Annotated in this window: 26 protein-coding genes and 1 riboswitch; of the genes, 14 read left to right on the top strand and 12 right to left on the bottom strand. The window is 62.6% G+C overall.

The annotated features are described in order from the left end of the window. The first annotated feature begins 91 nt into the window (after positions 1 to 91). Positions 92 to 928 carry an alpha/beta hydrolase gene (locus tag QZW03_RS02565; RefSeq protein WP_296508033.1) on the top strand — a complete coding sequence of 279 codons (837 nt, stop codon included), beginning with the start codon at positions 92 to 94 and terminating at the stop codon, positions 926 to 928. Positions 929 to 977: 49 nt separating this feature from the next. On the opposite strand, the gene QZW03_RS02560 is transcribed toward QZW03_RS02565, so the two are convergent. Genes QZW03_RS02560 through QZW03_RS02545 form a run of 4 tightly spaced genes read right to left on the bottom strand, consistent with a single transcriptional unit; the run spans position 978 to position 4,686 of the window. After that, positions 978 to 2,087 (bottom strand): carotenoid 1,2-hydratase, encoded by a 1,110-nt coding sequence (locus QZW03_RS02560; protein ID WP_296508031.1) that lies wholly within the window; start codon positions 2,085 to 2,087, stop codon positions 978 to 980. Positions 2,088 to 2,099: 12 nt separating this feature from the next. Continuing rightward, positions 2,100 to 3,038, bottom strand: coding sequence for a M48 family metalloprotease (locus QZW03_RS02555; RefSeq protein WP_296508029.1), 939 nt, complete (start codon positions 3,036 to 3,038; stop codon positions 2,100 to 2,102). Continuing rightward, positions 3,038 to 3,631, bottom strand: a complete 594-nt coding sequence (locus QZW03_RS02550; RefSeq protein ID WP_296508028.1) for an SH3 domain-containing protein — start codon at positions 3,629 to 3,631, stop codon at positions 3,038 to 3,040. The genes QZW03_RS02555 and QZW03_RS02550 overlap by 1 nt, the downstream gene beginning before the upstream one ends. 53 nt (positions 3,632 to 3,684) lie before the next feature. After that, the gene (locus tag QZW03_RS02545) at positions 3,685 to 4,686 is read right to left on the bottom strand and encodes a LysR substrate-binding domain-containing protein (RefSeq protein ID WP_296508026.1); all 1,002 of its coding nucleotides are present in this window, start codon (positions 4,684 to 4,686) and stop codon (positions 3,685 to 3,687) included. Between the two features lie 129 nt (positions 4,687 to 4,815). Here QZW03_RS02545 and QZW03_RS02540 point away from each other — a divergent pair, with 129 nt between their 5' ends. Continuing rightward, positions 4,816 to 5,286, top strand: coding sequence for a DUF2917 domain-containing protein (locus tag QZW03_RS02540; RefSeq protein WP_296508024.1), 471 nt, complete (start codon positions 4,816 to 4,818; stop codon positions 5,284 to 5,286). A gap of 22 nt (positions 5,287 to 5,308) precedes the next feature. Here QZW03_RS02540 and QZW03_RS02535 read toward each other — a convergent pair whose 3' ends face one another. Beyond that, positions 5,309 to 6,331 (bottom strand): LacI family DNA-binding transcriptional regulator, encoded by a 1,023-nt coding sequence (locus QZW03_RS02535; RefSeq protein WP_296508022.1) that lies wholly within the window; start codon positions 6,329 to 6,331, stop codon positions 5,309 to 5,311. A gap of 180 nt (positions 6,332 to 6,511) precedes the next feature. Here QZW03_RS02535 and QZW03_RS02530 point away from each other — a divergent pair, with 180 nt between their 5' ends. Genes QZW03_RS02530 through QZW03_RS02515 form a run of 4 tightly spaced genes read left to right on the top strand, consistent with a single transcriptional unit; the run spans position 6,512 to position 9,918 of the window. Then, the gene (locus QZW03_RS02530; RefSeq protein ID WP_296508020.1) at positions 6,512 to 7,018 is read left to right on the top strand and encodes a gluconokinase; all 507 of its coding nucleotides are present in this window, start codon (positions 6,512 to 6,514) and stop codon (positions 7,016 to 7,018) included. Continuing rightward, the gene (locus tag QZW03_RS02525) at positions 7,015 to 7,533 is read left to right on the top strand and encodes a TRAP transporter small permease subunit (protein WP_296508018.1); all 519 of its coding nucleotides are present in this window, start codon (positions 7,015 to 7,017) and stop codon (positions 7,531 to 7,533) included. Before QZW03_RS02530 ends, QZW03_RS02525 begins: the two co-directional genes overlap by 4 nt. Positions 7,534 to 7,537: 4 nt before the next feature. Further along, positions 7,538 to 8,830, top strand: a complete 1,293-nt coding sequence (locus QZW03_RS02520; protein WP_296508016.1) for a TRAP transporter large permease subunit — start codon at positions 7,538 to 7,540, stop codon at positions 8,828 to 8,830. 56 nt (positions 8,831 to 8,886) lie between these two features. After that, a complete protein-coding gene (locus QZW03_RS02515) occupies positions 8,887 to 9,918 on the top strand; it encodes a TRAP transporter substrate-binding protein (RefSeq protein ID WP_296508015.1) in 1,032 nt (343 codons plus the stop codon). A 24-nt stretch (positions 9,919 to 9,942) separates the two neighbouring features. Here the strand turns inward: QZW03_RS02515 and QZW03_RS02510 are convergent, their stop codons facing one another. Then, positions 9,943 to 12,618, bottom strand: coding sequence for an ABC transporter permease (locus QZW03_RS02510; protein WP_296508012.1), 2,676 nt, complete (start codon positions 12,616 to 12,618; stop codon positions 9,943 to 9,945). A 52-nt stretch (positions 12,619 to 12,670) separates the two neighbouring features. Further along, a riboswitch (TPP riboswitch) is annotated at positions 12,671 to 12,764 on the top strand. A gap of 61 nt (positions 12,765 to 12,825) precedes the next feature. Here QZW03_RS02510 and QZW03_RS02505 point away from each other — a divergent pair. The 4 genes from QZW03_RS02505 to QZW03_RS02490 all read left to right on the top strand — a co-directional run bounded on the left by QZW03_RS02505 (position 12,826) and on the right by QZW03_RS02490 (position 16,967). Next, positions 12,826 to 13,857 (top strand): thiamine ABC transporter substrate-binding protein, encoded by a 1,032-nt coding sequence (locus QZW03_RS02505; RefSeq protein ID WP_296508010.1) that lies wholly within the window; start codon positions 12,826 to 12,828, stop codon positions 13,855 to 13,857. Between the two features lie 15 nt (positions 13,858 to 13,872). Then, entirely contained in the window at positions 13,873 to 15,456 is a 1,584-nt protein-coding gene (locus QZW03_RS02500) for an iron ABC transporter permease (RefSeq protein ID WP_296508311.1), read from the top strand. After that, a complete protein-coding gene (locus QZW03_RS02495) occupies positions 15,449 to 16,108 on the top strand; it encodes an ABC transporter ATP-binding protein (RefSeq protein WP_296508008.1) in 660 nt (219 codons plus the stop codon). The genes QZW03_RS02500 and QZW03_RS02495 overlap by 8 nt, the downstream gene beginning before the upstream one ends. An 88-nt stretch (positions 16,109 to 16,196) precedes the next feature. After that, positions 16,197 to 16,967: a PEP-CTERM sorting domain-containing protein gene (locus QZW03_RS02490; protein ID WP_296508006.1), complete on the top strand. Its 771-nt coding sequence runs from the start codon at positions 16,197 to 16,199 to the stop codon at positions 16,965 to 16,967. Between the two features lie 46 nt (positions 16,968 to 17,013). Here QZW03_RS02490 and QZW03_RS02485 read toward each other — a convergent pair whose 3' ends face one another. From QZW03_RS02485 to QZW03_RS02460, 6 genes are all read right to left on the bottom strand, one after another. Continuing rightward, positions 17,014 to 17,817, bottom strand: a complete 804-nt coding sequence (locus tag QZW03_RS02485; RefSeq protein WP_296508004.1) for a transporter substrate-binding domain-containing protein — start codon at positions 17,815 to 17,817, stop codon at positions 17,014 to 17,016. Between the two features lie 97 nt (positions 17,818 to 17,914). Beyond that, complete coding sequence (locus QZW03_RS02480) at positions 17,915 to 18,571, bottom strand: ABC transporter ATP-binding protein (protein WP_296508002.1); 657 nt, start codon at positions 18,569 to 18,571, stop codon at positions 17,915 to 17,917. Further along, positions 18,571 to 19,542 carry a tRNA (adenosine(37)-N6)-dimethylallyltransferase MiaA gene (gene miaA / locus QZW03_RS02475; RefSeq protein ID WP_296507998.1) on the bottom strand — a complete coding sequence of 324 codons (972 nt, stop codon included), beginning with the start codon at positions 19,540 to 19,542 and terminating at the stop codon, positions 18,571 to 18,573. Before miaA ends, QZW03_RS02480 begins: the two co-directional genes overlap by 1 nt. After that, entirely contained in the window at positions 19,539 to 20,963 is a 1,425-nt protein-coding gene (locus QZW03_RS02470; RefSeq protein ID WP_296507997.1) for an MATE family efflux transporter, read from the bottom strand. Before QZW03_RS02470 ends, miaA begins: the two co-directional genes overlap by 4 nt. A gap of 135 nt (positions 20,964 to 21,098) precedes the next feature. Then, the gene (locus QZW03_RS02465) at positions 21,099 to 22,274 is read right to left on the bottom strand and encodes a glycerophosphodiester phosphodiesterase (protein ID WP_296507995.1); all 1,176 of its coding nucleotides are present in this window, start codon (positions 22,272 to 22,274) and stop codon (positions 21,099 to 21,101) included. A gap of 70 nt (positions 22,275 to 22,344) precedes the next feature. Further along, a complete protein-coding gene (locus QZW03_RS02460; protein ID WP_296507993.1) occupies positions 22,345 to 23,238 on the bottom strand; it encodes a DMT family transporter in 894 nt (297 codons plus the stop codon). Positions 23,239 to 23,319: 81 nt separating this feature from the next. Between QZW03_RS02460 and yegQ the strand changes: the two genes are divergently transcribed. The 4 genes from yegQ (at position 23,320) to QZW03_RS02440 (ending at position 26,703) form a co-directional block, all read left to right on the top strand. Then, a complete protein-coding gene (gene yegQ, locus QZW03_RS02455) occupies positions 23,320 to 24,729 on the top strand; it encodes a tRNA 5-hydroxyuridine modification protein YegQ (RefSeq protein WP_296507991.1) in 1,410 nt (469 codons plus the stop codon). 238 nt (positions 24,730 to 24,967) lie between these two features. Beyond that, positions 24,968 to 25,639 (top strand): CsgG/HfaB family protein, encoded by a 672-nt coding sequence (locus QZW03_RS02450; protein WP_296507989.1) that lies wholly within the window; start codon positions 24,968 to 24,970, stop codon positions 25,637 to 25,639. 29 nt (positions 25,640 to 25,668) lie between these two features. Next, the gene (locus tag QZW03_RS02445) at positions 25,669 to 26,025 is read left to right on the top strand and encodes a DUF4810 domain-containing protein (protein WP_296507988.1); all 357 of its coding nucleotides are present in this window, start codon (positions 25,669 to 25,671) and stop codon (positions 26,023 to 26,025) included. 12 nt (positions 26,026 to 26,037) lie between these two features. Further along, entirely contained in the window at positions 26,038 to 26,703 is a 666-nt protein-coding gene (locus tag QZW03_RS02440; protein WP_296507986.1) for a DUF799 domain-containing protein, read from the top strand. Positions 26,704 to 26,713 lie beyond the last annotated feature (10 nt).

Below are 26,713 nucleotides of genomic sequence, written 5' to 3'. Positions count from 1 at the left end.
CAGCTATGGGTTTGATAGCACCGTGTTTTCGATTTGTTTCATTTTGTTGCATTCCAGACGCTGTAAGCTCTCCAGAAAATCAGGAGGAACCATGCAGACCCGAAAAATGCCTATTCAAGGCATGGAGGTACAACTAGAAGGGCGTGGCTCGCGCACGGTGCTCATGCTGCACGGCTGGCCGGACACCCTGGACGTGTGGGACGGCACGGTCAAAGCCCTTCAGAATCAATACCGGTGCGTGCGCATGACGCTACCGGGCTTCGGCCCCGGGCAAGCTGAGCCGCCTGTCGTTCCTCGTCTCGACGATGTGGTGGACGCCCTGGTGGCCGTGATTCAAACCGTGAGCCCCGGCGCTCCCGTCACTTTGATGCTCCATGACTGGGGTTGCATCTTCGGCTATGAACTGGCCATGCGTCACCCGCAGCGGGTCGAAGCGGTGGTGGCAGTCGATATCGGCGATCACAATGCCGGCGCCTACCTGCAGTCCCTCACGGGGCGACAAAAAATGGCCATTGCCGGCTACCAGCTGTGGCTGGCCCAAGCCTGGTGGGTGGGGCGCTATGTGCATGCAGGGCTGGCCAACCGCATGACCCGCTGGATGTCACGCGTCATGCGCTGCCCCGTGACCCCGGACAAACTCAGCTGGACCATGAACTTTCCCTACGCCATGCGATGGCTGGGCATCCGCGGCGGTCTGTCCACGCAGCCCGTGCGTCTGGACTGCCCCGTGCTCTATGTCTACGGTGAGCGCAAGCCCTTCATGTTTCATTCGCCCCGCTGGCTTCACACCTTGCGCGCGTCTGAAGAGGGTGCTGCACACGGTTTACGTTGCGGCCACTGGGTCATGCTGGAGCAGCCGGAGGCATTTCATGCGCTGGTCTTGCGCTGGCTGGCAGGTCGCGAGCGGCGCAAGGTCAATAGGGCCTGAAGCCCTGGTTGAATATGCGCTATGCGCTCACAAATTAATAGCAATTGCTTCACATTTTGAGTGCACTGGCGTAGCCGGTCATTTCCAAGTAGCCCCTTCCTACCGGCCGGTTGCTGCTGTCAAAAACCTCGCACAGGCCCTCCCAGTAGATGGCGCCTGTGGAGCCACGGCTGTCGAGCTCCTGGTTGTCCAACAGCGCCCGCACGGTGTAAAAGTCCGCAGGTGTGCGCACGATCCACTCCACCGGATAGCTGGCTTTGCTCAGTGCACTGACCCAGCGCCGTGTGGGTTTAAACAGCACCTCGCCCCGGCTGAACACGTAGCGCTGCCCGGTCCCGCTGCGGAAAGAGCCGCCATCCCAAAGTGCTTGTCCGTTGGCTTCTCGCAGTTGGAAGGCCGTGAGTGCGCTGCCGTCAAAGAAGTTAATGCCTATCCAGTCCCAGCCCACCGCCTGGGGGTGCAGCACTTCCTGGCTCCACTCGTGATCCAGCCAGGCTGTGCTGCCCTTCGCAAGCGTGTGCTGCTGGTCCCGCAGGCGGATGCTGCCACTCACCCGCAGCTGGGGGAGGCTGTAGTAATAGCTCGCCTGGCGGCTATCCGGCCCTTTGCGGGACAGACCGTCTACCCCCTGGAGCAGGACCGGCTGGCTGGCTTGCAGCGTCAGGTCCAGCTTGAAATCGGCGGCTTGCACTGTGGCTTGCAGATGCGGGCCAGTGCGTTGTAGCGACCAGTCCCGCAGCACCACGCCGGTATCCGTGGTGTCGGCAAACCCCACATCGGCCGGGTTGCGGCCGCCGGGCTCGCCGGACCACCGGGCTATGCGCTGGTCGTGCCAGAGTTTGCGGCCCTCCACATCGGTGACAGCCGCATGGGCAAACAAAAGCTGGCGCGCAGCCAGGCGGGACTGCATGCCTTGGGTTGCGTCTACCCGGCTGCGGAAAAAGGTCACCTGAAAGCCGAGTAAGCGTGTGCCACTTGCGGTGGCGGCCGGCACCTCGGCATACCCGGTGACGTACCACCACTCCGTTTTGAAGTCGTTATGGCTGCCCGCATCCCGTGGAAACCTCAAGCGGGCAGGGGGCAGGGCCCAGGCGGTGGGTGCACAGGCCGCAGCCGCAGAGGCCAGCAGCAGACGGCGCTTCAGCGTGACGGGTGTCAACGGTGCCGTGCCTCAGCGCCCCACGCCGCGTGCGAGGCGCTGGGCGATAGTGAGAGACGGCGCGCCGCTGAAGGCGTCAAGCCGCTGTCCCATGGCTTGCTCCAGCTGCTCCAGGCGCACCTCGGTGGGCGGGTGGGTGCTGATTTGCAGGCTGAACATCGGGTTGTCCGGGGCTGCGGTGCGCAAGCCCTGCAGTACGGCCACCAGACCATAGGGATCAAAGCCCGCCCGTGCAGCCAAAGCCACACCGGTCCGGTCAGCCTCAAGCTCGTCCGACTGGTCCAGGCCCTTGGCGTACATGTCTTTGCCGACCAGGAGCAGCTGCCCCTGCAGTGCCCCTTGGGTTCGATCACTCAAACGTGCCGCTATGACGCTGGTGAGCAGCCCCGCTTGCGCCGTTTTGCGCATGGCCTTGAGGTGGTGCTTGCCCACCACGTGTTGAATTTCGTGCGCAAGAATACCCGCCAGCTCCGACTCGTCTTTCACCGCGTCTAACAGTCCTTTTGTGATGAACACATAGCCGCCCGGGGCCGCGAAGGCGTTGAACCCGGCGTCCTCCAGCACCCCGAAAGTCCATGGCAAATCAGGCCGGGTCGATTGCTGGGCCAGCCAGCGGCCCAGCCGGTTGACGTAGCGCTGCAAGGCCATATTGGGCGACAGAGGTTTGGCACCCAGCAAAATGGCAGCCAACTGCCTGCCGAGTTCCAGCTCCTTGGGCTCATCCACAGTGTCCAGCGATTGGTTGAGCAGGCTCAGCAAGTCGTTGGCTGACCCGGGCGCTGCGGCGTTGCCCGGCGTCATGGTCGCGCCACCGGCGCCCTTCATCAGGTTTTGTAGCAAGTTGCCCAGCGCTTTGGCAGGCTCGTCAGCGCGGGTTTGCAGCGGGAAACAGCTCAGGAGCGCGCAGAGGCTGAGCCATGTGGTGAGCCGGGCAACAACGTGGGCGGTCATCAGTTGCTCCCTTCTGCATTGCGCCTTCCGGGGGCCGGAGGGGGCGATGGCGGGGCGGGAACGGGCAAGGGCTCAACCTGCCGCACCTGTAATGCGGCACTGTCTGCAAAACGGCGGGCCTGGCTGGCATCCTGTCGCTGGCTTTCCATTTGCGCGAGTGCGGCAGGGTTGGGTTGGGCATTGGCAATGTCTTCTGCCCCCAATCCCCGGATGCCCACGGTCGTAGCGGCCGTGCTGTGGCTGGCCGGCGCTGTGCCGCGGCCGAAAAGGTTGCTCAATCCGCGCAAGGCCCCGGTAGCCGTGGCCGCCAGCGAGCTTTGTTCAGCCGGTGCAGCCAAATCAAACATATGCACCCAACCGCTTGCACCTTGTGCGGTGCGGACTTGCACATAGGCACCTTGCCGGGCAGGCAAGCGGGTGAGAGGTGTTTGGGCCGGCAACTGGGCCAGCGTGCTGGCTTGGTCCGTGGGCGATTCCCGCAGGCTGCTGGTGCGCTTGGTCACCATGGCATCGCTCTGGGCGAGGGCCGTTGTCGCCATGCCAGCCAGGGCCGCAGAAAGAAACAGGGCACGAATGAAGGGTGTGTGTGACATGCTGGCCATTGTCAGGCAAGGCCCCCGTGGCTGCAACGCAGCCGGCGTGTGCATCAGTCGGGGTGGGCCTGCAGGTCGGTGTCAGGCACTTCGCCGGTTGCTTGGCGGGTAATGGCAGCTTGCGCCTGCAGCCAATCGCAAAAGGCCCGGATTTCCGGCCGGTTGCTGTTTCGCGCCCCCACGAGCAGCCAGTACACCATGGGCGTATCGATACGCCCGCCGGGCAGCACTTCGACCAAGTCACCGCTGGCCAGACTATCGGCCACCAGGGGCATGCGCGCCAAGGCAATGCCTTGCCCGGTGAGGGCGGCTTGGGCGATCTGGTGGGCGTAGTTGAAGTACATCCAGCGCTTGGGCTCCAGACGGGGCTGCTGGTTGAGCTCCAGCCAGCGCCGCCACGTCAGCCACTCGATGTGCTGCACCCGGTGGGTGTCGCTGGCTTCCAGCAACGCAAAGCGGGCCAGGTCTGCGGGCTTGCGCAAGGGGGCTCCGCTTTTCAGCAGCCAAGGACTGGCCACTGGAGTGAGCTGCTCGCCAAACAGGCGCACCGCGTCCTGGCTCACGCTACCGGGTTGGGTGTAGCGGATTGCCAGGTCCACATCGCTGGTGTCCAGGTCCACCGGGTTGTCGGTGGCGTCGATGCGGATGTCGATATCGGGGTATTCGGCTTGAAAGGCCTCCAGCCGGGGTATCAGCCACATGGACGCGAACGAGGCCCAGGTTGAAATAGCCACACTTTTGCGCCCGGCCGTTCGCCGGATTTGCCGCACGGCCGCATCAATCCTTTCGAGGGACGGCAAGGCGGCGCGTAGCAAAATCCCCCCCGCTCCGGTGAGCTCGACGGCGCGGGTGTGGCGCAAAAACAGGGGCACACCGACTTCTTCTTCCAGCGACTGAATCTGCCGGCTGACTGCGCTTTGGGTCAATGCCAACTCCTCAGCTGCGGCGCGGAAGTTGAGGTGGCGGGCTACGGCCTCCAAGGCGCGCAAGTGCCCCATGGAAATCGGGCGCGTGCGCAAGCGGATCTCGGTGTTCGGCGCGATGGCATCAGACATGAGCTTGTAAGGACGGTAGTTTTAATTCATGCGAAAACGGAATGAATAGCATAGCCCGAAATCATTGGACGGTACAAGAGCGCAGGTGGATCATTCAAAGGCCCAACCACCACAAACTGGAGTTTTTATATGCCGTCCCGTCAGCTTGTTTCATCGTCGTCACCCCTGCAGTCCTGGTCCTTGCTACGGGGCCACGTTGTCACCATGACACCACGTACTGCCGGCGTACTGCAGGTGATAAGCGGCCGGGCCTGGGCCACGTTTGATGTGTCCCGGCATATGCCGGTCGCTGAGGCCGGTGACCATTTCGTGGCCTTGGGGCACGACCTCAGGCTACGCGCGGTGCAGCGAGTGGTGGTGGAGGCCTGGCCCTACCACGGGCAGGATGGAATTCGCTTGCAATGGGTGCCCCTGCCGGAGTGCACTACGGCCAGCCGTTGGCAGGCAACGGTGGCGGAGCCTGCCCGGGACATGGGCCACGGGCTGGCGCTTGTAGCGCGGTCGCTGGTGCGTTTGCTGGCGGGGCTTGCGGGCTATTCAGATTACCTGACTGCCGGGCGCGGCAAGGTGCTGCAGGGCCTGGAATCCAACGCCCCCTGAGCACTGCTGCGGCACACGCCGCTCAGGTGCTGTGCCGCACCTGGAGGGTGTAGCCGAGGTCCATGGCATCGCTCTCCAAAGGTTCTCCCTGCATGAGCCCGATCAGCATGCGGGCCGCAGCGTGACCGATTTCGGCACGCGGCGTGCGCACGGTGGTCAGGGGCGGCACCATCTGGTCGCTCCCGGTCAGGTCGTTAAACCCTGCGATGGCCACCCGCTGGGGCACCGCTACACCGGTGCGCATGGCCGCCAGTAGCGCACCCTGTGCCAGGTCATCGTTACAGAAAAAGATGGCGTCTACCGGGGGCGTTTGCCCCATGATTTGCTCAAACATGCGCGCGCCGAGCCCCAGGGAGGAGGGGGCAGGGTGGAGCCACTCCAGCACCTCGTCGTACATGCCCAGTTCCTGCAGTGCGCTGCGCCAACCGGCCAGACGCTGGAGGGTGCGCGGGTCCAGCTGAGCTGCGGCAAACGCGATCCGCCGGTAACCCCGGTCGAGCAGATGGCGGGTCATATCGCGCCCGGCATCGAACTGGGAGAAACCCACGCAGTGCCCGCCGGAGGGGGCATCGGTCGTCATTAGGTGCACGCAGGGCACGCCACTCTGCGCGATCAACTGGCGCGTCGCCTCATGGCGTTCCAGCCCGGTCACGATCAGGCCGGCCGGCCGGTGCAGCAACTGTTCGCGCAGCAGCGTTTCTTCTTCACTGGCGTCGTAATGGGTAATGCCGATCAGGGTCTGAAAACCCGACTGGCGCAGGGTGTGTTGCAGGGCCTCCAGCAAATCGACAAACAAGGCGTTGGACAACATGGGAATCAACACCGCCACATGGCTGCTCTGGCCGGACGCCAGGGCCCGCGCAGCCGGGTTGGGCACGTAGCCCAGCGTGTCCGCGGCTGCGCGCACCTTGGCGACAAGGTCTGACGCGACAGCGCGCTCGCCGCGCAGTGCCCGCGACACAGTAATCGGACTGACACCGGCTAATTTGGCCACGTCGGACAAGGTCACACGACCGGTGGCCCGGGGGCGGATAGGGGAGTTCATGGGCTAGGGGAAACTACTGAATGGCGAATTGAAATCTTCTCATAGGATAGCGCTATCCGACGATGTGGGGGCAAGGTAGTAACCCGTATCGCTAGTTGCCGCAGCCAGAAACTAAAAATTTGTTCTGTGCGGCCATTTTTTTAAGAAGTTTGGATAGCGCTATCCAAGCAACAGAGTTGTATGAATTCAATTGTCATCATGGGAGTCGCCGGTTGCGGTAAGTCCAGTGTCGGGGCCCGGGTTGCCGGTGCCATGGGCTGGGCCTTGGTGGAGGGCGATGACCACCACAGCGAAGCCAACCGCCAGAAAATGCAAGCCGGTGTCGCGCTGACCGATGCCGACCGCCAAGGTTGGCTCGCCACCCTGGCACTGCAGATTGCCGGGCTGCCCCAAGGCAGTGTGGTGACCTGCAGTGCCCTCAAACGCAGCTATCGCGACCGGTTGCGGCAAGCCAGCCCGGGCTTGCGCTTTGCCTTTTTGCAGATTTCCCCCGCCGAAGCCCAGGCCCGCGTCACGGCCCGGGCGGCCCACCATTTTTTCAACACCTCGCTGGTGGACAACCAATTTGCCACCTTGGAGTCGCCAGATGGTGAGCCCGGCGTCCTGACCCAGGATGCCACCCTGTCGCTGGATGCGCTGCAAGCTGACATCTGTGCGTGGCTCACTTCGACCAAGGAGCCGGCATGACACAGCCCCGCGACGACGCGCGCCCAGTGCGCCCCTCCGCCTTTGTACGGCTGACCCAAGTCCTTATGGCCACCTGCCTCGGGGTCATGGCGATCTCTGTTTTTGTGAACGTGGTGCTGCGCTATGGCTTCGGTAGCGGCGTGGCTGCCAGCGAGGAGTTGTCCAGGCTGTTGTTTGTCTGGATGGTGTTCATTGGCGCAACGGCGGCCTATCCTGCCGGCGAGCACATGGCGTTCACCAGCGTGGTGGCCCTCTTGAAAGACCACCCGGTGCGCCTGGGCCTGGCTACCGCGTTCATCCGCCTGCTGGTGCTGCTGGCCTGCGGCCTGTTGGCGTGGGGCGCATGGCAACAAATCGTGGTGGGCTTGGACAGCTACTCCGTGGTCTTGCGCTACCCGACCGCCTTGCTCCCCATGCCCGCTTTCTTGTGCTCCTTGTCCATCGGTTCGATGGCGTTGTGGGAGTTGATTCATCGCACACCGCTGGACCTGGGTCACGCGGCAGACGTGGAGTAAGGCCATGAGTAACGAAGCCTTGGCATTTATTGTTTTTTCTGTGGGAATGCTCACCCTGATGGGCATTGGCATGAATATGGGCCTGGCATTGGTGCTCACCGGCGCCGGCATGGCCTGGGTGCTGGACTTCTGGGACACCCAGTTACTGGCCCAGAACCTGGTGGCGGGGGTGGATAGCTTTCCCCTGCTGGCGGTGCCATTTTTTATACTGGCCGGTGAGTTGATGAACTCTGGTGGTATCAGCCGCCGCATCATCACCATGGCGCAGGCTTGGGTCGGGCACATTCGCGGGGGCCTCGGGTTTGTGGCCATTGGCGCGGCGGTGCTCATGGCCAGCATGAGCGGCTCGGCGCTGGCAGATACCGCCGCGTTGGCCACCATCCTCATGCCCATGATGCGCCAACAGGGCTACCCCATGCACACCTCGGCCGGGCTCATTGCGTCGGGCGGCATTATTGCCCCCATCATTCCCCCCAGCATGCCGTTTGTGATTTACGGCGTCACCACCAACACCTCCATCTCGGCCTTGTTTTTGTCGGGCATCGTGCCGGGCCTCATCATGGGTGCCGGGCTGATCGTGGCCTGGAAGCTGGTGTTGCGCAACCTCGATTTGCCCGAGGGGCAACCCCTGCCGATGCGGGATCGCCTGCAGGCCACCGTGAAGGCTTTCTGGGCCATGTTGATGCCCGTGATCATCATCGGCGGCATGAAAACCGGGGTGTTCACCCCCACCGAGGCCGCAGTGGTTGCCGCCTTCTATGCGCTGGTCGTAGCCTTGTTCATCCACCGTGAAATGCCCGTCTCTGCGGTCTACGGGGTGCTGGTCCGCGCGGCCAAAACCACGGCCATCGTCATGTTCTTGTGTGCCGGTGCTCAGGTCGCCAGCTACATGATCACGCTGGCTGATTTGCCCAGTGTGCTGACCGGATGGCTCGGGCCATTGGTCGAGAGCCCCCGCCTGCTGATGTTGGTGATGATGCTGGTCCTGGTGCTGGTAGGTACCGCGCTGGACCTCACCCCCACTATTTTGATTTTTGCCCCGGTGATGCTGCCTATTGCTGTGAAGGCAGGCATCGACCCGGTCTACTTCGGGCTGATGTTTGTGCTCAATGGCGCCATTGGCCTGATCACGCCGCCCGTCGGCACCGTGCTCAACGTGGTGGCCGGCGTGGGGCGCTTGCCGCTGCACCGCGTGATTAAGGGCGTGAACCCGTTCCTCATCACCTACACGCTGATTCTGTTTCTCTTCGTCCTGTTTCCGCAGATCGTGACCGCGCCGGTGGCGTGGATGCGGTGAGCCCTTCTTGCGACCTTTCCCATTTTTAACAACAAGCCTTTAACCGGAGACACACCATGAAAGCTTCTTCCACCCTCATCCGCCGCGCCGTCCTGGCCCTGGCCGGAGCCGCCGTGTTCAGCGCTGCATTGCCAGCGCTGGCGCAAGATATCAAGCCCCGCCTGATCCGCTTCGGCTACGGCCTCAACGAACAGAGCAACCAGGGCCGGGCCGCCAAAGTATTTGCCGAGGCCGTTGACAAAGCATCGGGCGGCAAAATGAAGGTGCGCGCCATTGGTGCCGCAGCCTTGGGCCCCGATGTGCAGATGCAAAACTCCCTGATCGGTGGCGCCCAGGAAATGATGGTCGGATCCACCGCCACCCTGGTGGGCATCACCAAAGAAATGGCCCTCTGGGATACCCCTTTCCTGATCAGCAATACCCGCGAAGCAGACGCGATGCTCGACGGCCCCGTGGGCGACAAAATCCGCAACAAGCTGCAAGAAAAAGGGCTGGTCGGCTTGGTGTACTGGGAAAACGGTTTCCGCAACCTGACCAATAGCAAGCGCGCGATCAACAAGGTGGAAGACATGGAAGGCATCAAGCTGCGCGTGATGCAAAACAATGTCTACCTCAACAGCTTCAAGACCCTGGGCGCCAATGCCGTGCCTATGGCGTTCTCGGAGTTGTTCAGTGCGCTGGAAACCAATACGGTCGATGGTCAGGAGAACCCCTTCAACACTATCTTGTCGAGCAAGTTTTACGAAGTCCAGAAATACGTCACCGTGACCAACCACGTGTATGCGCCCTGGATCGTGCTGGTGAGCAAGAAGTGGTGGGACCAACTGTCCAAAGACGAGCAGAAAATCCTGAGTGACGCCGCCAAGCTGAGCCGCGACTTTGAGCGCAAAGACACCCGCGAAGAGGCCGCCCGCGCCTTGGCCGACCTCAAGGCCAAAGGCATGCAGATCAACGAGCTGCCACCGGCTGAAGCGGCCCGCATGCGCGACAAGCTGACCCGTGTGTATGCCTCGATCGGTGCGGATATCGGTATGGACTTGTGGAACGAAGCGCAGGCCGAGTTGGCCAAAATCCGCGCTAAAAAGTAAGCCCGGCGGCCTGAGGGGGCTGGCTTACCAGTCTTCCTTCACCGCCATCACGGCATCGCGCCCGGCGGCCGCCCGACCTGCGAGCCACGCGGTCACGGTGCCTGCCAGCACCACGGCGGCGGCAAGCGCTGCCAGCCTGGTCCATGGCAGGGCAAGCTCCATGGTCCAGTGGAAGCTTTGCGGGTTGACCACATGCACCAACACCACCGCGACCGCCAACCCGAGCGCAACACCGGCCAGTGCGCCCAAACTGGTCCACGCCGCACCTTCTAAGGCCAGCACCCGCAGAATTTGCCGTCGCGTCAGCCCCAGGTGCACCAGCAGCCCGAACTCTTTGCGCCGCGCCAGCACCTGCGCACTGAAGCTGGCCGCGACCCCGAACAGGCCGATCCCGATGGCCACAGCCTGCAACCAGTACGTGACCGCAAAGCTGCGGTCAAAAATTCTCAGGCTGGTGGCCCGTATCTCACGTGCCGAGCCGAATTCAAGTAGTCCCCCAGCCTCGCCCCCGGGCGTGCCGGCGAGCTGGTCGGCCACGGCGCGCATGCGGGTTTGCAGGAGGGTGGCGTCGGCACCTTCCTCGAGCCAGAATGCCATGTCGTTGACACGCGTGTCGCCGCTCAGGGTCACAAAATCTGCCTGGTCGAGGGTGATGGCACCGGTTTGGCGCGCATAGTCGCGCCACACGCCTGCTATAAAAAAAGGAGCTGCTTGCGCAGACTTTACCTGGGCTAGAGGCTCATTTGACCTAAAAACCTGCGACAAGGCCGGAAAAGTAGCCCCGACCCGCGCGCCATACAGGTCGACCATGGCCTCGCTCACATACACCCCGATGTGACCGGCTGGCACCTCCCGTAGCTCACCCACCAAGGGCAGGTTCAGGTTGCCGCCAGGTGTGTCGCGCAGTGGCCGCGCAATCAGGGTCACTGGGGGCAGGGTGGCACTGAGCGACAGGCTCAAGGTCCGCTGGGTGGTGGCCCGTGCCACCCCGGAAAGGGCGGCTGCCTGGCTGGCAAAGGCCGGGTCCAGGAAGGCGGTTTCCATGGCGCTGCCACTCCCGGCGGTGCGCAAGTACAAGTCGGCAGGGAGAACTTGGTCCAGCCAATCCATGACCGAGCCCCGGAAGCTGGCCACCATGACGGTGAGTGCCACCGCCAGACTCAGCGCCGCCACCACGCCACTCACGGCGACTGCCGCGCTCTCCCGCACGCGGCGGGCCCGTTCCACCGCCAGCAAGGGCAGTAGATGGTCTGCCACATGCGGTGCAACCCGGTTCAGCACGCCGCCCACCAGGGCCGGCAAGGCCAATATGCCGCCCAGCAACAGCGCTGCCACACTGAAGTAGGCCGCCAGTGGCATCCCCGCAATAGGGGGCAAAAGTGCCAGCCCGACGCCGGACACCATCAACACACCTCCCCAGCGCACGGCGTGGCTGCGGGCGCTGGCATGGCCCAGACCTTTGAGGGTTTGGGAGGGCGGCAGGTGCCGGGCCAGACGCGCGGGTCCCCAGGCTCCCGACAGAGCGGCGACCGTGCCCAAGCCACCAAAAATCAGTGCCGCGAGCGGGCTCCATTGCAGAGCCGGCGCGGCACCGCTGAAATAGCCGCCACCTAAGTCGCCCCCCAGTAGCCGCAGCGCCAGCGCTGCCAGGCCGGTACCCAGCAACAAGCCCAGAGCACTGCCCACCAAGCCCAGCACCGCAGCCTCGGCCAGCACGAGGCGTAAGCGCTGGTTCCCGGTCAGGCCGAGCACTGCGAGCAGGGCAAACTGCTGCGACCGCCGGCTCACGCTGAGCGCCAACACCGAATACACCAGGAACCCCCCGGTGAACAAGGCCACCAGCGCCAGCACGGTCAAATTGACCCGGTAGGCGCGCGACAGGTTGCTGATGCGGCTGACCGCATCGCCGGGCTCCCGCAGGCTCAGCCCGGCAGGCCAGTCGGCGGCAGCTTGCAGCCGCTGCTGCACGGCTTGGCGGTTGGCGCCGGTGCGCAGCCGCAGGTCCACCCGGCTGATGCGTTCGCCCACCCCGAACAGGTCTTGGACTGCGGCGATGTCCATCACCGCCAGCGGCCCACCCCCGGCCTGCACCTGGCCTGCCACCCGCACCGGGCGCAGCCGCAGGCCCAGTTGCAGTTGCACGGTGTCACCGGGGAGTTGTTGCTGCGCCGCGGGGTTCAAGAACACTGCATCCGGAGCAAAAAACGCGAGCCGCTCCGGTGCGGAGTCATCTCTTTGGGCGTCATTGCGCCCGGCCGGTGCCTGCGGCCGGGGCAGCAAGTCCGGAGCCACGGCTGCTACCTGCAAGGTGTCTACCCCCACCACACGCAGCAACACGCGGGGTTTGCCACTCGTCGAGTTGGGGATGATGGCGTAAGTGCTGAGCTCCAGCACCGGGGAGGCCAGCGCAATGTCCGGGTCACGCAGCAAGCGGCCCCACAGCGCCAGGGGCACACCGGTTTGCGGGTTGGCAGCGCGCAGCTCCAGGTCCGGCTGCCCCCCCACAGAGCGCACGGCCTGCGAAAACTCGTCCAATGCCGACGCGTTGATCAGGTGCACCGAAAACGCCAGTGCCACGCCCAGCATCACCGACACCACGGCCGCGGCATTGCGCCACGGGTGGTGGCGCAGCTCCTGCCACGAGAAGCTGCGGAGCAAGGGCCACAGGGGCCCAGTGGGGCGTTGGGTGGTTTGGGGCATGGGGGGATTGTGCTTGCGCCGGTGCACGGTTGCCTGCGCCCTTTACAATCACCACTTCCACCGGGGGTGTCCGTCACAGGACTGAGAAATACCCCATGTACCTGATCTGGGTTATGCCAGCGTAGGAAGCGTGAGAAGCCTGATCCCGTTGTGCGGGTGCCGGTTTTTGAATGCGACCTTTGCCGGCGCATTGAAAGAAAGCGCACCATGCCACACGGGATTTTTTCGTTTCTCAAGACCAATCTGGGCACCGCCCTGCTGGCCGCCGGCCTGAGCGCCGCCCACGCGGCCGACTTGCGGGTACTCACCCACAGCTCGTTTTCTGTGCCCAAGCCTTTGCTGGCCCAGTTTGAAAAGGACAACGGGGTCAAACTCCGCATCACCAAAGGCGGCGACGCCGGTGAAATGCTCAACAAGCTGATTCTGACCAAAGCCGATCCGATTGCCGATGTGGTCTACGGTATCGACAACGCGCTCGCTCCCAAGGCGCTGGCAGCCGGTGTGCTCGACACCAGCAGCGCTGCCTCCGCCGGTCGCAAACCGGTGGCTGAGTTGCCGGCGCCGCTGGTTCCGGTGGACTACGGTTTTGTCACCCTGAATTACGACAAAGCCTGGTTCGCCAAGAGCGGCCTGGCCTTGCCTAAAACACTGGAAGACTTGGCCCAGCCGGCCTATGCCAAATTACTGGTCGTGCAAAACCCCGCTACTAGCAGCCCGGGCTATGCGTTTTTGCTCTCCACTATCGGCGCCATGGGCGAAGAAAAAGCCTTTGATTTCTGGGCCAAGTTGCGCGCCAACGGCCTGAAGGTCGCCAAGGGCTGGACCGAGGCCTACTACACCGAGTTCAGCCAGAACGGCGGCAAGCACCCCATCGTGGTCAGCTACGCCACCAGCCCTGCGGCCGAAGTTTTCTACAGCAAAACCAAGCTGGGCGAGCCGCCCACCGGCTCCCTGAGCCTTCCCGGTGCAGTGTTCCGCCAAGTGGAAGGCGTGGCTTTGGTCAAGGGCGGCAAAGAGCGCGCTGCAGCGGAAAAGTTTGTGGACTTCATGCGCTCGGCCGCCGTGCAAACCGCCATGCAGACCGAGATGTGGATGTACCCCGCGGAGGCCGGTGTGGCCAAAGTAGACGCCTTCCGCTTCGCCCCCGAGCCGACCGCCTTCAGCGCCCCGAGCGAAGCAGACATCGCGGCCAAGGGCGCCGACTGGGTGGCCCGCTGGACCAAGGTGGTACTGAAGTAAACGGCAGCTTTGTCGGTGGTGCTCGGCATCGTGCGTTGTACCCAGTCACGCTCCTTTTTGGGAGGGCGCTGGGCGCTGGGCGCGGTGCCGCTTTTGTTTTTGCTGGTGATGCTGGTCGCGCCCGCAGTGCGCCTGTTGATGGAAGGCGGGAGCGCTGATCCGTGGGCACCGTGGCAAGACGCCTACCTGCGAGGGCGTTTGCTGTGGTCGTTGGCGCAGGCCTTCATCACCTGCGCGCTGGTCTTGCTCATGGGGTTGCCCATGGCGTGGGTGCTGGCGCGCTTGGAGTTTCCGGGGCGCGGGCTGCTGTTGCGCAGCTTGATGCTGCCTTTTGTGGTGCCCACACTGGTGGCCGCCATGGGGGTAATGGCGCTCATGGGGCCACGCGGTTTGTTGGCCCAGTGGGGTGGACCGGACTTGCAAGGCACGCCTTGGCTGCTGCTGTATGGCAATCTTTTTTTCAACCTCTGCGTGTTGGTGCGGGCTGCGGTAGATGCCCTTTCCCAGGTGAGTGCTGCGCGGGTTGCCGCCGCGCGCAGTTTGGGGGCCACGCCCTGGCGGGCCTTCTGGCGGGTGGAGTGGCCCGCTATTGCCCCATGGTTGGCATCGGCCCTGTGCCTGGTTTTTTTGTACTGCTTTTCCGGCTTTGGTCTGGCCCTGGTGCTGGGCGGGCAGGACTACGCCACGGTGGAGGTAGAAATCTACACCCTGGTCGCCCACGAGCTGCAGTTGGGGCAGGCGGGGGTGCTCTCGGTGTGGATGTTGGTGCTGACCGGCACAGTGGCATGGGCCTACGCTGCGGTGGAGCGGCGTATGGCAGCGCCGGCGCGCGCTGACACTGTGCCGCGCAAGCCCGTGCAGGGCCTGCGGGCCTGGTCTGCTGTGTTGCTCACAGCCTGTGTTTGGGTGCTTATTTGTGCTGCGCCCCTTGTAGCTATTGCGCATGGCGCTATGGTTTCAGGAGCGACTGCCTGGCGTGTCCTCGGCGAAGAAGACACCTTGCTGGCCCTCTACAACACGGCACGCTTTTCGTGCGCAGCATTGGTGGTGGCCACTGGCTTGGGCGTGGCCCATGCCCTGGCGGCGCAGCGGGTGTTGTGGCTGCGCACGCTGGTTTTTTTGCCGTTCATCGTGTCACCGGTCATGGTGGCGTTTGGCTTGCTATTGCTCTATCCGCAGGCCAGTGGCAGCTTCTGGGTATTGGTGGGGGCGTATGCCTTGTTGGCCTACCCTTTTGTTGCCAAAAGTGTGGCGGCCCGGCTCGACAGTTTGCCTGCCCACTACCAGGAGGCTGCCCGTAGCCTGGGTGCCAGCCCTTGGCGGAGTTTCTGGCGGGTGACCCTGCCTCTGCTGGCGCCCGCGCTGCGCCGGGGCATGGCGTTTGCCGCAGCCACGGCAGTCGGTGAGTTTGCAGCGAGTCTGTTTTTATCGCGACCCGAGTGGGTCACACTCACCACCCTGATGTACCAGCATCTGGGTAAGCCGGGGGCCGCCAATCTGGCTGCGGCCCATGTGCTGGCCTGTGTGTTGATGGGCTTGGCTTTGTTGGCGTTTCTATTGATCGAGTGGCCGGCCCGAGAGGAAGATTCCCGTGCTTGAGTTGTGCAATATTTCTAAACAATGGACACCGCTCCACGGCAGCCCCAAAGCCTTGCTGCGCGATGTGTCGGTGGCCGTGGCAGCGGGGGAAACCGTGGCCTTGTTGGGTTCGAGCGGCAGTGGGAAAAGCACCTTGCTGCGCATTGCGGCCGGCCTTGAGCCCGCGGATGCAGGGCGGGTGTGCATGGACGGGGCCGATATCTCGCAACTCCCGCCCGAGCGGCGCGGGTTCGCGCTGATGTTTCAAGACTTTGCCCTGTTTCCACATCTCCATGTGCAGGACAACGTGGCCTTTGGTCTGGTGGAGCAAGGCGTAGCCCGGCAAGCCGCCCGCGAGCAGGCTAGCGCCATGCTCGCGCGCTTCGGGTTGGCGGCTTACGCCGGCTCCAAGGTCTGGCAACTCTCCGGCGGCGAGCAGCAACGGGTGGCGCTGGCCCGCGCCCTCATTACCCGGCCGCGCGCCTTGCTGTTGGATGAACCGTTTTCCGCCCTGGATGCGGACTTGCGCCTCCAACTCCGGGAAGAGTTCAAAGCCCACATTGCCGAACACCGCATGGCCACCCTCTGGGTCACCCACGACGAAGCCGAAGCCCGCGCCATGGCGATGCGCGGTTACCGCTTGCAAAACGGTGATTTATTGCAGATTTGGTGAAAAAAGTCACATTGCCTAGTCCAACCGGCCTATCGCACGAGTCGCGCAACCCCTGTATCTTCCAGTTACAAATTATCGGGAGTGATTCATGTCATTTTTTTCATTGAAAACCTGCGCCGCGGCGCTGTTGGTTTTTTCCGGTTTGACGGCCCAGGCGACGTCGGTCACCGTACTGTCCAAGCCCAACACGTTTGACACTATTTACGGTGTGAATTTTGGTACAGGATCCAGCTACCACACCAGTTTTCTGGGCGGCGTGACTGCAGATTTTTCTGCTTTGGTAGAGAAAAATTCCACATACACACCCGGCAAATTCACATTCAAGAACCCCCAAGACGGTTACCAAGGGGTAGGCGTGTCGCCTAAATCGGGTGGTGAGCGCACCCCGGGAGAAATCGACATCGGCGAGGTCATCAAAGGTTCTTTCTCTCAAGCCGTTCAGGTCAAAAGCTTCAGCCTCGGCTTGCTGTTCAATGGCCCAGAGTACGACGACGTGAAAGAAAAGGCGATTGTGTCGGTGGTCTATGCTGACAATTCCAAAGCGTCTTTCAGCTTGATTGCGAGCGGGGACACCACCGCGACTTGGAGTACAGGCGGCGTCACCGTGAACAACCTCAGCCCTGCGACCTACGGCATGGGAGGTGCTTGGTCTGTCCTGAACCCGTTTGGCAACAAACTGGTCAAGAGTATTGCTTTCGGTGCCGCCACAGGCGAAAAAGGTCTGGGCAAGGGAACCAACCAGTCGGACTACACCTTGATGAGCATCACCGCTGCAGTTCCTGAGCCAGAGACCTATGCCATGCTGTTGGCAGGCTTGGCGGCCATTGGTGCCGTAGCGCGGCGCAAGAAGAAAGCTTGAGTCTTAGCGCTTGAGCTCAGGCCCCTGTGTTGCACAGGGGCTTTTTTTATGGGCCTTTGCCGAGCGGCTTGATGCTGTCCTTGAGCAGCGCAGTCGGGTAGTGGGCCAAGAAACCTTTGTGAACGGTGGCGCTTTGGCCGGCACGCAGCAGCGAAGTCTGCAGGAATTGGAACAGCGCCGGCTCCAGAGATGACTTAGAGAGATAAACGCCGCTCTCGCCCCAAGGAATGTCATCTAGAGGTTCTACACGCAAGCGGTCGAGTTGATCTACCAGACGAGGGTCTTCTTGAACGGCGGTGTAAAAAATCGTGGGCACCATGATGGTGACGTTCCCTGGATGGGCCTTCATCAGCCGAGCTACAGCGCTCGGATCTGACTCCATGAGCAAACGATTGTCTTTGCCCATAGCTTCGATGAGTGCGAAGTAGGCGCTGCCGTAGTCATAGCCGCGCACCACGACCAGTCTGGTGTCCTTGCTCCCGAGCAATTCTTGGGTGGTTTTGAAGGGTGTCCGTTCTGCGTCGTCCAGCGCGATGAGCGTGGCACGGCTGCGTACCATCGGAATGAAGATGCCGAACTCATCACGCCGCACGGAGCGGGTGCTGGCCACAATCATGTCGGCCTTGCCGGTCTCAAAGAGCTTCTCCAGCCGTGCTCGTGGAACCTCTGTGAATACGAAGCGGCATTTTTCCTTGGCGCCCAATGCGCGCAGCATGTCCGGGTAGATTCCGATGATGCTGTTGCCTTTGATCAACACACTGTGGCCGGTGGCTGAGACCGGAACCTGCACTGGCCGGTTGCAGTGCGCATGCGCCGCCGGAACAGCGGCGAGGCAAGTGGAGATTGCCAAGACGTGAAGGGCAAGCCGCCGGTGGGGCTTCACTGTGGCTTCTCCGGAGAGGGGTTTGCGTGCATGCAGATCAGTCTAGCCCAGCTGCACCGGTTTGTCAGTCCCTCGCGGCGCGCATGCCGTCGTGGTGCAGGTGGAGCACCCGGTCCGCCTGTTCGGTCGCGGCCAGCGAGTGGGTGACCAGCACCAGTGCGCTACCGTGCTGCCGCGCCTGCGTGACGAGGGCCTGCATGACCTTGGCGGCTGTGGCGGGGTCGAGGTTGCCGGTGGGTTCGTCGGCCAATATCAAAGCTGGTTGGTGGACCAGGGCGCGGGCAATAGCGACCCGTTGCAATTGCCCGCCGCTGAGCTGCTGCGGCAAGCGCGTGCCCAGGGAGCCCAGCCCCACGGCCTCCAGCAGGGCCTGAACCCGCTCGGGTTCACGGCGGCCCAGCAACATCAGGGGCAGGGCCACGTTTTGGTTCACGTCGAGATGCGGCAACACATGGAAGGCCTGAAACACGAAGCCCACCTTGTCGCGGCGGAGCAGGGCGCGCTCGTCGTCGCTCAGGCGGCTCAGGTCTTGCCCGGCCAGGTGCACGGCACCCGTGTCCCAGGTGTCCAGCCCGGCCATGCAGTTCAGCAGGGTGGACTTGCCGACACCCGACTCCCCGACGATGGCCACAAACTCACCCGCCGCCACGTCCAGCGAGACATTGGAAAAGACCGGTGTAATGCCATAGTGTTTGCCAAGGCCTTGCAGGTGCAGTGTCATCAGGCAACTCTCTGGTGGAGGGTGGTACGCACGGCCTGCAGCAAGGCATCTTGCGCGCCGGGCTGGTCGCAGGCAATGACCTGGCGCTGGGGCATGGAGCGCAACCAGGTGATCTGGCGTTTGGCCAGTTGGCGCGTGGCAAAAATTCCTTTGTCGCGCAGCTCGGTCAGGGGTGCGGTGCCGGCCAGCGCCTCCCACGCTTGCCGGTAGCCCACGCAGCGCATGCTGGGCAGGTCGGGGTGCAGGTCGCCGCGGGCCATCAGGGCTTTGACTTCGTCCAGAAAACCGCCTTGCAGCATCAGGTCAAAGCGCTGGGCGATGCGGCCATGTAGCCAGAGGCGGTCGGCTGGTTCTAAGGAAAAAATGGCGCTAGCCCCCGTATTATCTGCGCGAGCAGCTTCTTTTTTGATAGCGTCTTGCTGCGCGTGAAAGTACGACATGGGCTTGCCGGACACCCGGTACACCTCCAGCGCACGCTGGATGCGCTGGCTGTCTGCCGGTGCCAGCCGCGCTGCGGTGACCGGGTCTACGGCGGCCAGTTGGGCGTGCATAGCCGGCCAGCCCAGCGAGGCGGCTTCGGCCTCCAAGGCGGCCCGAATGTTGGGGCTGGCTGCGGGCATGTCGTCGAGCCCGTCGAACAAGGCCTTGAAATACAGCATGGTTCCGCCCACCAGCAGGGGGAGCTTGCCGCGTGCGCTGATGTCGGTGATCAGCGCCTTGGCGTCTTTAACAAACTCCGCCGCGCTGTAGGTGTGCAGCGGGTCGCGGATGTTGATGAGGTGGTGCGGCACCGCGGCCAGCTCGTGCGCCTCGGGTTTGGCCGTGCCGATGTCCATGCCCCGGTACACCAAGGCGGAGTCGACACTGATGATTTCGGCCGAGTGCTCCGCAGCAATAGCCAGTGCGGCGGCGGTTTTACCCGCAGCGGTGGGGCCGGCCAGGCACAGGTAAAAAGGCAGTGCGGTGCTCATGGGTGCGCTCCGGCGTGCAGGTGCGTGCGGGTGACCCGGCGCAAGAGGAGCAGCAGCCCCGCCGCGGCGACCGTGAGCCCGACCACCAACGCGATCCAGAAACCCTGTGCGCCCATGCCTTGCGCCGGGCGCCATGGCAGCCACTCCGGGGCCAGACCGAGCACGCAGCCCAGCGGCAGCGAGAAACCCCAGAACGCCGTCAGGTGGATCACCATGGGGCTGCGGGTGACCTTGTAGCCCCGGATGGCGCTGCTGATGACCACCTGCGCCGAATCCGACAGCTGAAACACCGCTGCCAGAAACAGTAGCTGTGCCGCCACAGCGGCTACTGCCGCGTCGTTGGTGTAGAGCCAGGCGATCTGGTGCGCGCCCGCGGCCATGCCGATGGCCGACAAGAGGCCGAACCCCAGCCCGGCCTTCACGCCCACCCAGGCCCTGAAACGGGCGGCCACCGGGTCTCCGGCTCCCAGGCTTTGGCCCACCCGGGTGAGCAAGGCAATGCCCATGCTCAGCGGAATCATGAACACCAGGGACGTGAAGTTGAGCGCAATCTGGTGGGCGGCAACTTCGCGGCTGCCGAAACCGGCAATCAGCAGGGCGATCAGCCCGAAAGCGCTGGTTTCTGCAAAATAGGTCACGCCGATCGGAAAGCCCAGCTTCCACAGTGCCATCAACTTGGCCGGGTGGGGGCCTTCCCACTCCGCAAACGGCCAGGTGCAGCGGTAGGCGGGCGCGAAGCGCATCCACAGCAGCAAGCCCAGAAAGTTGAACCACACGCAAATCAGCGTGGCCCAGGCACAACCCAGGCCCCCTAAGCGAGGAAAGGGCCCCACGCCAAACACCAGCAGCCAGTTCACCACGATGTTGAGCAGCAGGGCGGCTACCGACATCACCATCAGCGGCTTGGTCTGGTTCAGGCTGGCGCTGTAGCCATAGAGCACGCGGTAGCAGGCAAACGCGGGCAGCGCGAAGCTGATGATCAGCACAAAACCGGTCGCCACCTCGTGTACATGGGGCTCAATGTCCATGTGGTCAAACACTTTGGTCGACAACTGGGCCAGCAGCATGGCGACCAAGCCAACGCCCAATGCCTTCCACATGCCTTGGCGGACCAGGTGTGGCACTCGGCTGAACTCACGGGCCCCCACATGGTGGGCGACCAGGGGTGCGACCGACATCATCAGCCCCATGAGGGTGATGATGATGATGTTCCAGATCGACACCCCGAGCGAAATGCCTGCCAGGTCGTGCGCCGAGGCGTGACCGGCCATGGCCACATCGACCACCGACATGCCCACATTGGCGAGCTGCCCGATCAGGATGGGCCAGGCCAGCGCCCACAGGGCGGCCAATTCGGTGCGGGTGTTGGTGCGGTGGAGGGCCGAGGATGGCGGAAGGGGGCTTGCAGCAGGAGCGGTCATGTGGCGCCCATTTTACGGGCCACCCCCTGCTACGGTGCGGCCACACTAAGTGGCCTTGCGGCCCGTTGGCCCCGGTTGTGACAGTGCCAAAAAAAACAGCGCCTAAGCGCTGTTTTTGGCAAAGGCAGGAGCCTTTTACTTGCTGTCGCGGGCGGCTACGGCGGTGTCGGGGAAGTCGCTGAACAAGCCATCTACACCCAAAGCATAGAAACGCTTGTATTCAGCTTTGGGGTCGCCTTTGTAGTCCGACAGCAGGCCGGGAGCCTCGCTGCGGAAGGTGTAGGCGTGCACAAACAGGCCGGCGGCGTGGGCGTTTTTCACCACGTCGGTCGGGGGCAGGGCTACGCGGTCGTTGTCGGTGATTTTGCCGTCGCCATTCAGATCGCGCGGCTTGCCGTCAGCACCGAGCATATGGGCGGCGCTGGCGAGGTAGGGCTTCCAGGGGCCGATGCCGTCGGCATAGGTTTTAACTTCTGCCAGGCCCTTGGGGGTCAGCAGGTCGGGGAAGGTGCGGCTGTCTTTGGCTACCGCAAAGTCATAAGGCTTGTCGAACGGAGCCACCAGGGTCACATTGCCTTTGGAGTCCACATCGTCCGCGTCCACCAACTGCACCAGGCGCACCTGGGTGAGCTTGCGCAGGGCTTTGAGGTTGGACACTTCAAACGACTGGATGATGACCGGGGAATCTTTGTTGGTGTACCCGTATTCGGCCAGCAGGGCGAGCAAGCGCGGCTCAATGGGCAGGCCGGCATCTACGTGGTAGGTGGGGTGCTTGGTTTCGGGGTACACGCCGATGGTGCGACCGGTGCGGGCGGACTCGGTCTTGGCAAGGTCCAGAATTTCGCGGAAGGTGGGGACTTGGAACTGGCCGTCAAACGACTTGTCGCGCGCGGCATTGGGCTGCTTGGCGCGCAAGGTGCGCAGCTCGGCCAGGGTGAAGTCGGTGGCGAACCAGCCGGTCTCGTTCACACCGTCGACTTTGCGGGTGGTTTTGCGGCTGGCGAACTCGGCGCGTGTGGAGACGTCGGTGGTGGCAGTGATGTTGGGTTCGTGGCGGGCGACCAGTTCCCCGTCTTTGGTGACCACCAAATCAGGCTCAATGAAATCGGCACCCATTTCAATGGCCTTTTTGTAAGACGCCAGTGTGTGCTCGGGCAGGTAGCCGCTGGCACCGCGGTGGCCAATGACCAAGGGCTTGGCGCCATTCAGGGTGGGGTAGGCCGAGGTTGGGGTGCCGAGCGTGCTGCAAGCAGCGAGCAAGGTTGCAATCGAAACAGCCACCGCAGTGGAAGCAAAACGCATGATTTTCATAAGGTCCCTCATGGTGAAAATAAGCAACCCGTGATCATGGTGAGCCTGGATGACTGTTACGTGACAACATTCAGGGTTTGGTATTGGCCAGGTCGAGCCAGCGTTGCAGGGGGTTGAAGCCGGTAATGAGTGCGCTGGCCAGCAACACTAGGCTGCCGCCCACCAGCAAGCCGTGGCCCAGCTCTTCGCCCAAAAACAAGTGCCCCCACAGCACCCCGAACACGGGCACCATAAAGATGGGGCTCATGGCGGCCACGGGCGTCACATGGCGCAAGATGCGCAGGTGGGCCCAGTAGGCCAAGCCCGAGGTCACGATGCCCATGGCAGCCACGGCCGCGAGCGCGCCCCAGGTGAAGTGCGCCGAGGGCACGCTGTAAACCGCTCCCGGGAGCACCATCAGCAGGGACATGGCGTGAATGCCGGCTGCAATTTGCACCGGTTGCAATTGGCCCACTGCCCGCTTGGTGATGGGAGCTGACAAGCCATAGCAGGCTGAGGCTGCAACGCAGGCCATCACGGCCATCACTACCTTGAAAGAAGGCTCCACCGGCCCCAGGCTCACGATAAGTGCCACCCCGGCAAAGCCGCACGCGCAACCTAGAAGCTTTTTGAAAGTGATGGTGTCTTCGCCCATGCGGGCCGAGGCAAACATGCCAAAAATGACCGCAGTGGAGTTGAGCAAAGCGCTGTAGCCCGCCGGCAGCTGCAGGCCGGCCCAGGCGAACAATAAAAACGGCATCGCCACCGACAGGGCGCCAATCACCACCAGGGTGCGCCACTGGCGCCATGCCCAGCGCTGCCCCAAAGCCCGCATCAACACGGCCAGGGTCAGGGTCGCCAAGGTCACCCGCAAAAAGGCCAGCACATTGGGCCCGAACACCGGACTGGCAATGCGGATGAACAAAAACGAAGCGCCCCACAAAGCAGAGAGTCCGACAAGTTGAATGAAATAAGTGGCTAGCATGGATGCGGTGATCGTGAATCTGTTGATGTGGGTCAAATGCGCTGCACGCGACATCCCGACCCTCGCCAAGATAATTTCCGCATGACCCTTGCTGCACCTGTTTCCCCTCATCATCGCACCCCTGAGTTGCTGGCGCCTGCGGGCTCGCTGGCGATGTTGCGCACTGCCTTGGCATTCGGCGCGACCGCCGTGTACGCCGGCCAACCGCGCTACAGCCTGCGCGTGCGCAACAACGACTTCGGCAGCCTCGAGGTGCTGCGCGCCGGCATTGAGCACACCCACGCGCAGGGCAAAAAGTTTTACCTGGTGTCCAACATCTTCCCGCACGGCAACAAGACGCAGAGCTATGTGAAGAACATGCAGCCGGTGATTGACCTGAAGCCCGACGCGATGATCATGTCCGACCCCGGCCTCATCATGCTGGCGCGCCAGGCCTGGCCGGAGATTGAGATTCACCTCTCGGTGCAGGCCAACACAGTGAATGCCGCGGCGGTGAAGTTCTGGAGCCGGGTGGGCATTAGCCGCGTGATCTTGTCGCGTGAGTTGTCGCTGGACCAGGTGGCGCAAATCCGCCAGGACTGCCCGGACACCGAGCTGGAGGTGTTTGTGCACGGCGCGCTGTGCATAGCCTACTCGGGCCGCTGCCTGCTGTCGGGCTATTTCAACCACCGCGATGCCAACCAGGGCAGCTGCACCAACTCCTGCCGCTGGGACTACGAGACCCACACCGCGCAGTTGGATGCGAGTGGCGATGTGCTGTCGCCCACCCACAGCAGCCACGCCTGCGGGCAGGGAAGCCAGGTGCCCGCCGAGGCCCACCCATCCATAGCCTACCTGCTCGAAGAAAGCCAGCGGCCCGGAGAGTACATGCCGATTGAAGAAGACGAGCACGGCACCTACGTGATGAACTCCAAGGACCTGCGCGCCATCGAGCATGTGCAGCGCCTGGTGGAAATCGGGGTGGACTCGCTCAAGATCGAAGGCCGCACCAAAAGCCCGTATTACGTGGCTCGTACCGCGCAGGCCTACCGCGCAGCCATTGACGACGCCGTGGCCGGCCGCGCGCTCAACCCGGAGCTGCTGGGCCAGCTCGAGGGCCTGGCCAACCGGGGCTACACCAGTGGCTTCTTCCAGCGCCATACGCCCGAGGCGACCCAAAACTACCTGCGCGGATACTCCGAGAGCGGGCGCAGCCTGTATGTGGGCGATGTGCTGGCCTTTGATGCAGCGCGCGGCTTGGCGCAGGTGAATGTGCGCAACAAGTTTGCTGTGGGCGACCGGCTGGAAATCATCCACCCCGCAGGCAATGTCGACGTGACCCTGACCCGCATGGAAAACGCAGAAGGTGCCGCGATGGACGTGGCCCCCGGCAGCGGGCACACAGTGTGGGTGAGCCTGCCTGAGACTGCCGTGGGTGGGTTTGTTGCGCGCTATGTGGCTGACGCTGTGCCAGCTGCAACGGATCGGGCGGGTGCGACGTTGCACGGATAGCCGCAGTTTAAAAGGGACCTAGCCCTCTCTGAGTCAGGCAGGGCATGTGGTCATATGGCAGAGGTCAAGACATCATCCGCTTAGCAAACTGCGGGAGGTCGAGGTGCTGAAAAGTATTCTAGGTCGATGGGAATCGAACGGTAATTTGTTGGGCTACATTTGTGCCCGGCGCGGAGAGATGGCTGCAATTTGTGGCTGATCCGTTGCTGATTTTTTCCATCAAGGGAGTGAGTCATTAATGAATAAGATGATTTTTTTGCCGGTAGCGCTTGCCGTTTTGGCTACGCTGGGCGGCTGTGTGCAAGAGGGGGCCCGCACCCTGCCCATTCAGAAAGTGGAGTCGGCCGCGCAAACCTACAGCGGCAAGCGCACTCCGGTGTCGATCGGTAAGTTTGACAACCGCTCGTCCTTTATGCGCGGTGTATTTTCGGACAATGTGGACCGCTTGGGCAGCCAAGCGCAGACCATCTTGGTCACGCATTTGCAGCAGAGCAACCGCTTCAGTGTGCTGGACCGTTCCAACATGAGCGAGATCAAGGAAGAAGCTGCGCTGAAGAAACAGGTTCAAACACTCAAAGGTGCCGACTATGTGGTCACCGGTGATGTGACCGAGTTTGGCCGCAAGGAAGTGGGCGACAAGCAGCTATTTGGAATATTGGGGCGTGGCAGAACGCAGATTGCTTACGCCAAAGTCAACCTCAACATCGTCAACACGCTGACATCGGAAGTGGTTTTTTCGTCCCAAGGGGCTGGTGAGTACAGCTTGTCGGAGCGCGAAGTCATCGGTTTCGGCGGTGCATCCGGCTATGACTCTACCCTCAACGGCAAGGTGCTGGACTTGGCGATCCGTGACGCGGTGAACAACCTGGTGTCAGGTATTGACGGTGGCGCATGGCGCCCCAACCCCTGATTTTCCACTTCATTCCTTAAGAGTTTTTTATGACTATTCGATGGATGTCGGTCGCTGCTGCGGCCGCGTTAGGTTTAGCCCTGTCAGGGTGCGCCACCAAGCCCACAACCCTCTATCAGTGGCAGGCTTACCAAGCCAACGTAGACCAGTACTTCCGTGGAGACGGCCAGAGCTTGGATGCGCAAGTGCAATCCATGGAGACGGATCTGCAGAAGATCCGAGCCAGCGGCGCTGCGGTACCCCCGGGCTACCACGCCCATTTGGGCTTGCTCTACGGCAAGCAAGGCAAGCCTGACCAGTTCATGGCGCAAGTGCAGACCGAGAAGAAGCTGTTTCCCGAGTCGGAAACCTATGTCGACTTTTTGCTGCGCAATTTCAAGAAATAAGGGGGAGAACGTATGCAATGGAAACTAACCTACCGCTTGCTGGCGGTTGCCTGTGCAGCTGTGGTGATGGCTGGCTGTGCAACAGCGCCTCCTTTTGACTACACCGCGTACAAGGAAAGCCGTCCACGCTCCATTTTGGTGTTACCGCCGCTGAACAGCACGCCGGAGGTCTATGCGCCTTACAGCGTTTTGTCGCAAGCGACATTCCCATTGGCAGAGTCTGGCTATTACGTCTTGCCGGTGACCTTGGTAACTGAAACATTCCGTGAAAACGGCATGACCCAACCTGCTGAAATGCATGGCGTTTCGCGTGAAAAGCTGAGGCAAATATTCGGCGCGGATGCTGCGCTTTACGTCAACATCAGCAAATACGGGTCAAGTTTTCAAGTCGTCAACAGTGTGACGGTGGTCACAGCTGATGCGAAGTTAGTAGACTTGAAAACCGGCAAGCAGCTTTGGACGGGAAGCGCCACTGCTTCCAGTGAGGAGGGGCAGAACAACCAGCAACAAGGCGGCCTGGCCGGTTTGTTGATCGCTGCCATCGTCAAGCAAGTGATTGCAAGCACTACGGACCAAAGCCACAAGATTGCCGGAATGGCGGCCAATCGACTGATGTCTGCGGGCCAGAAAAATGGCATGCTGTACGGTCCCCGTTCGCCGAACTACGGCAAGGACTGAGCCAGGCTTT

Origin of the sequence: Rhodoferax sp., from assembly GCF_013297935.1 — a bacterium.
In the GTDB taxonomy this organism is placed as follows: Bacteria; Pseudomonadota; Gammaproteobacteria; order Burkholderiales; family Burkholderiaceae_C; genus Allorhodoferax.
This window is presented reverse-complemented; position numbering and strand designations above follow the sequence as displayed.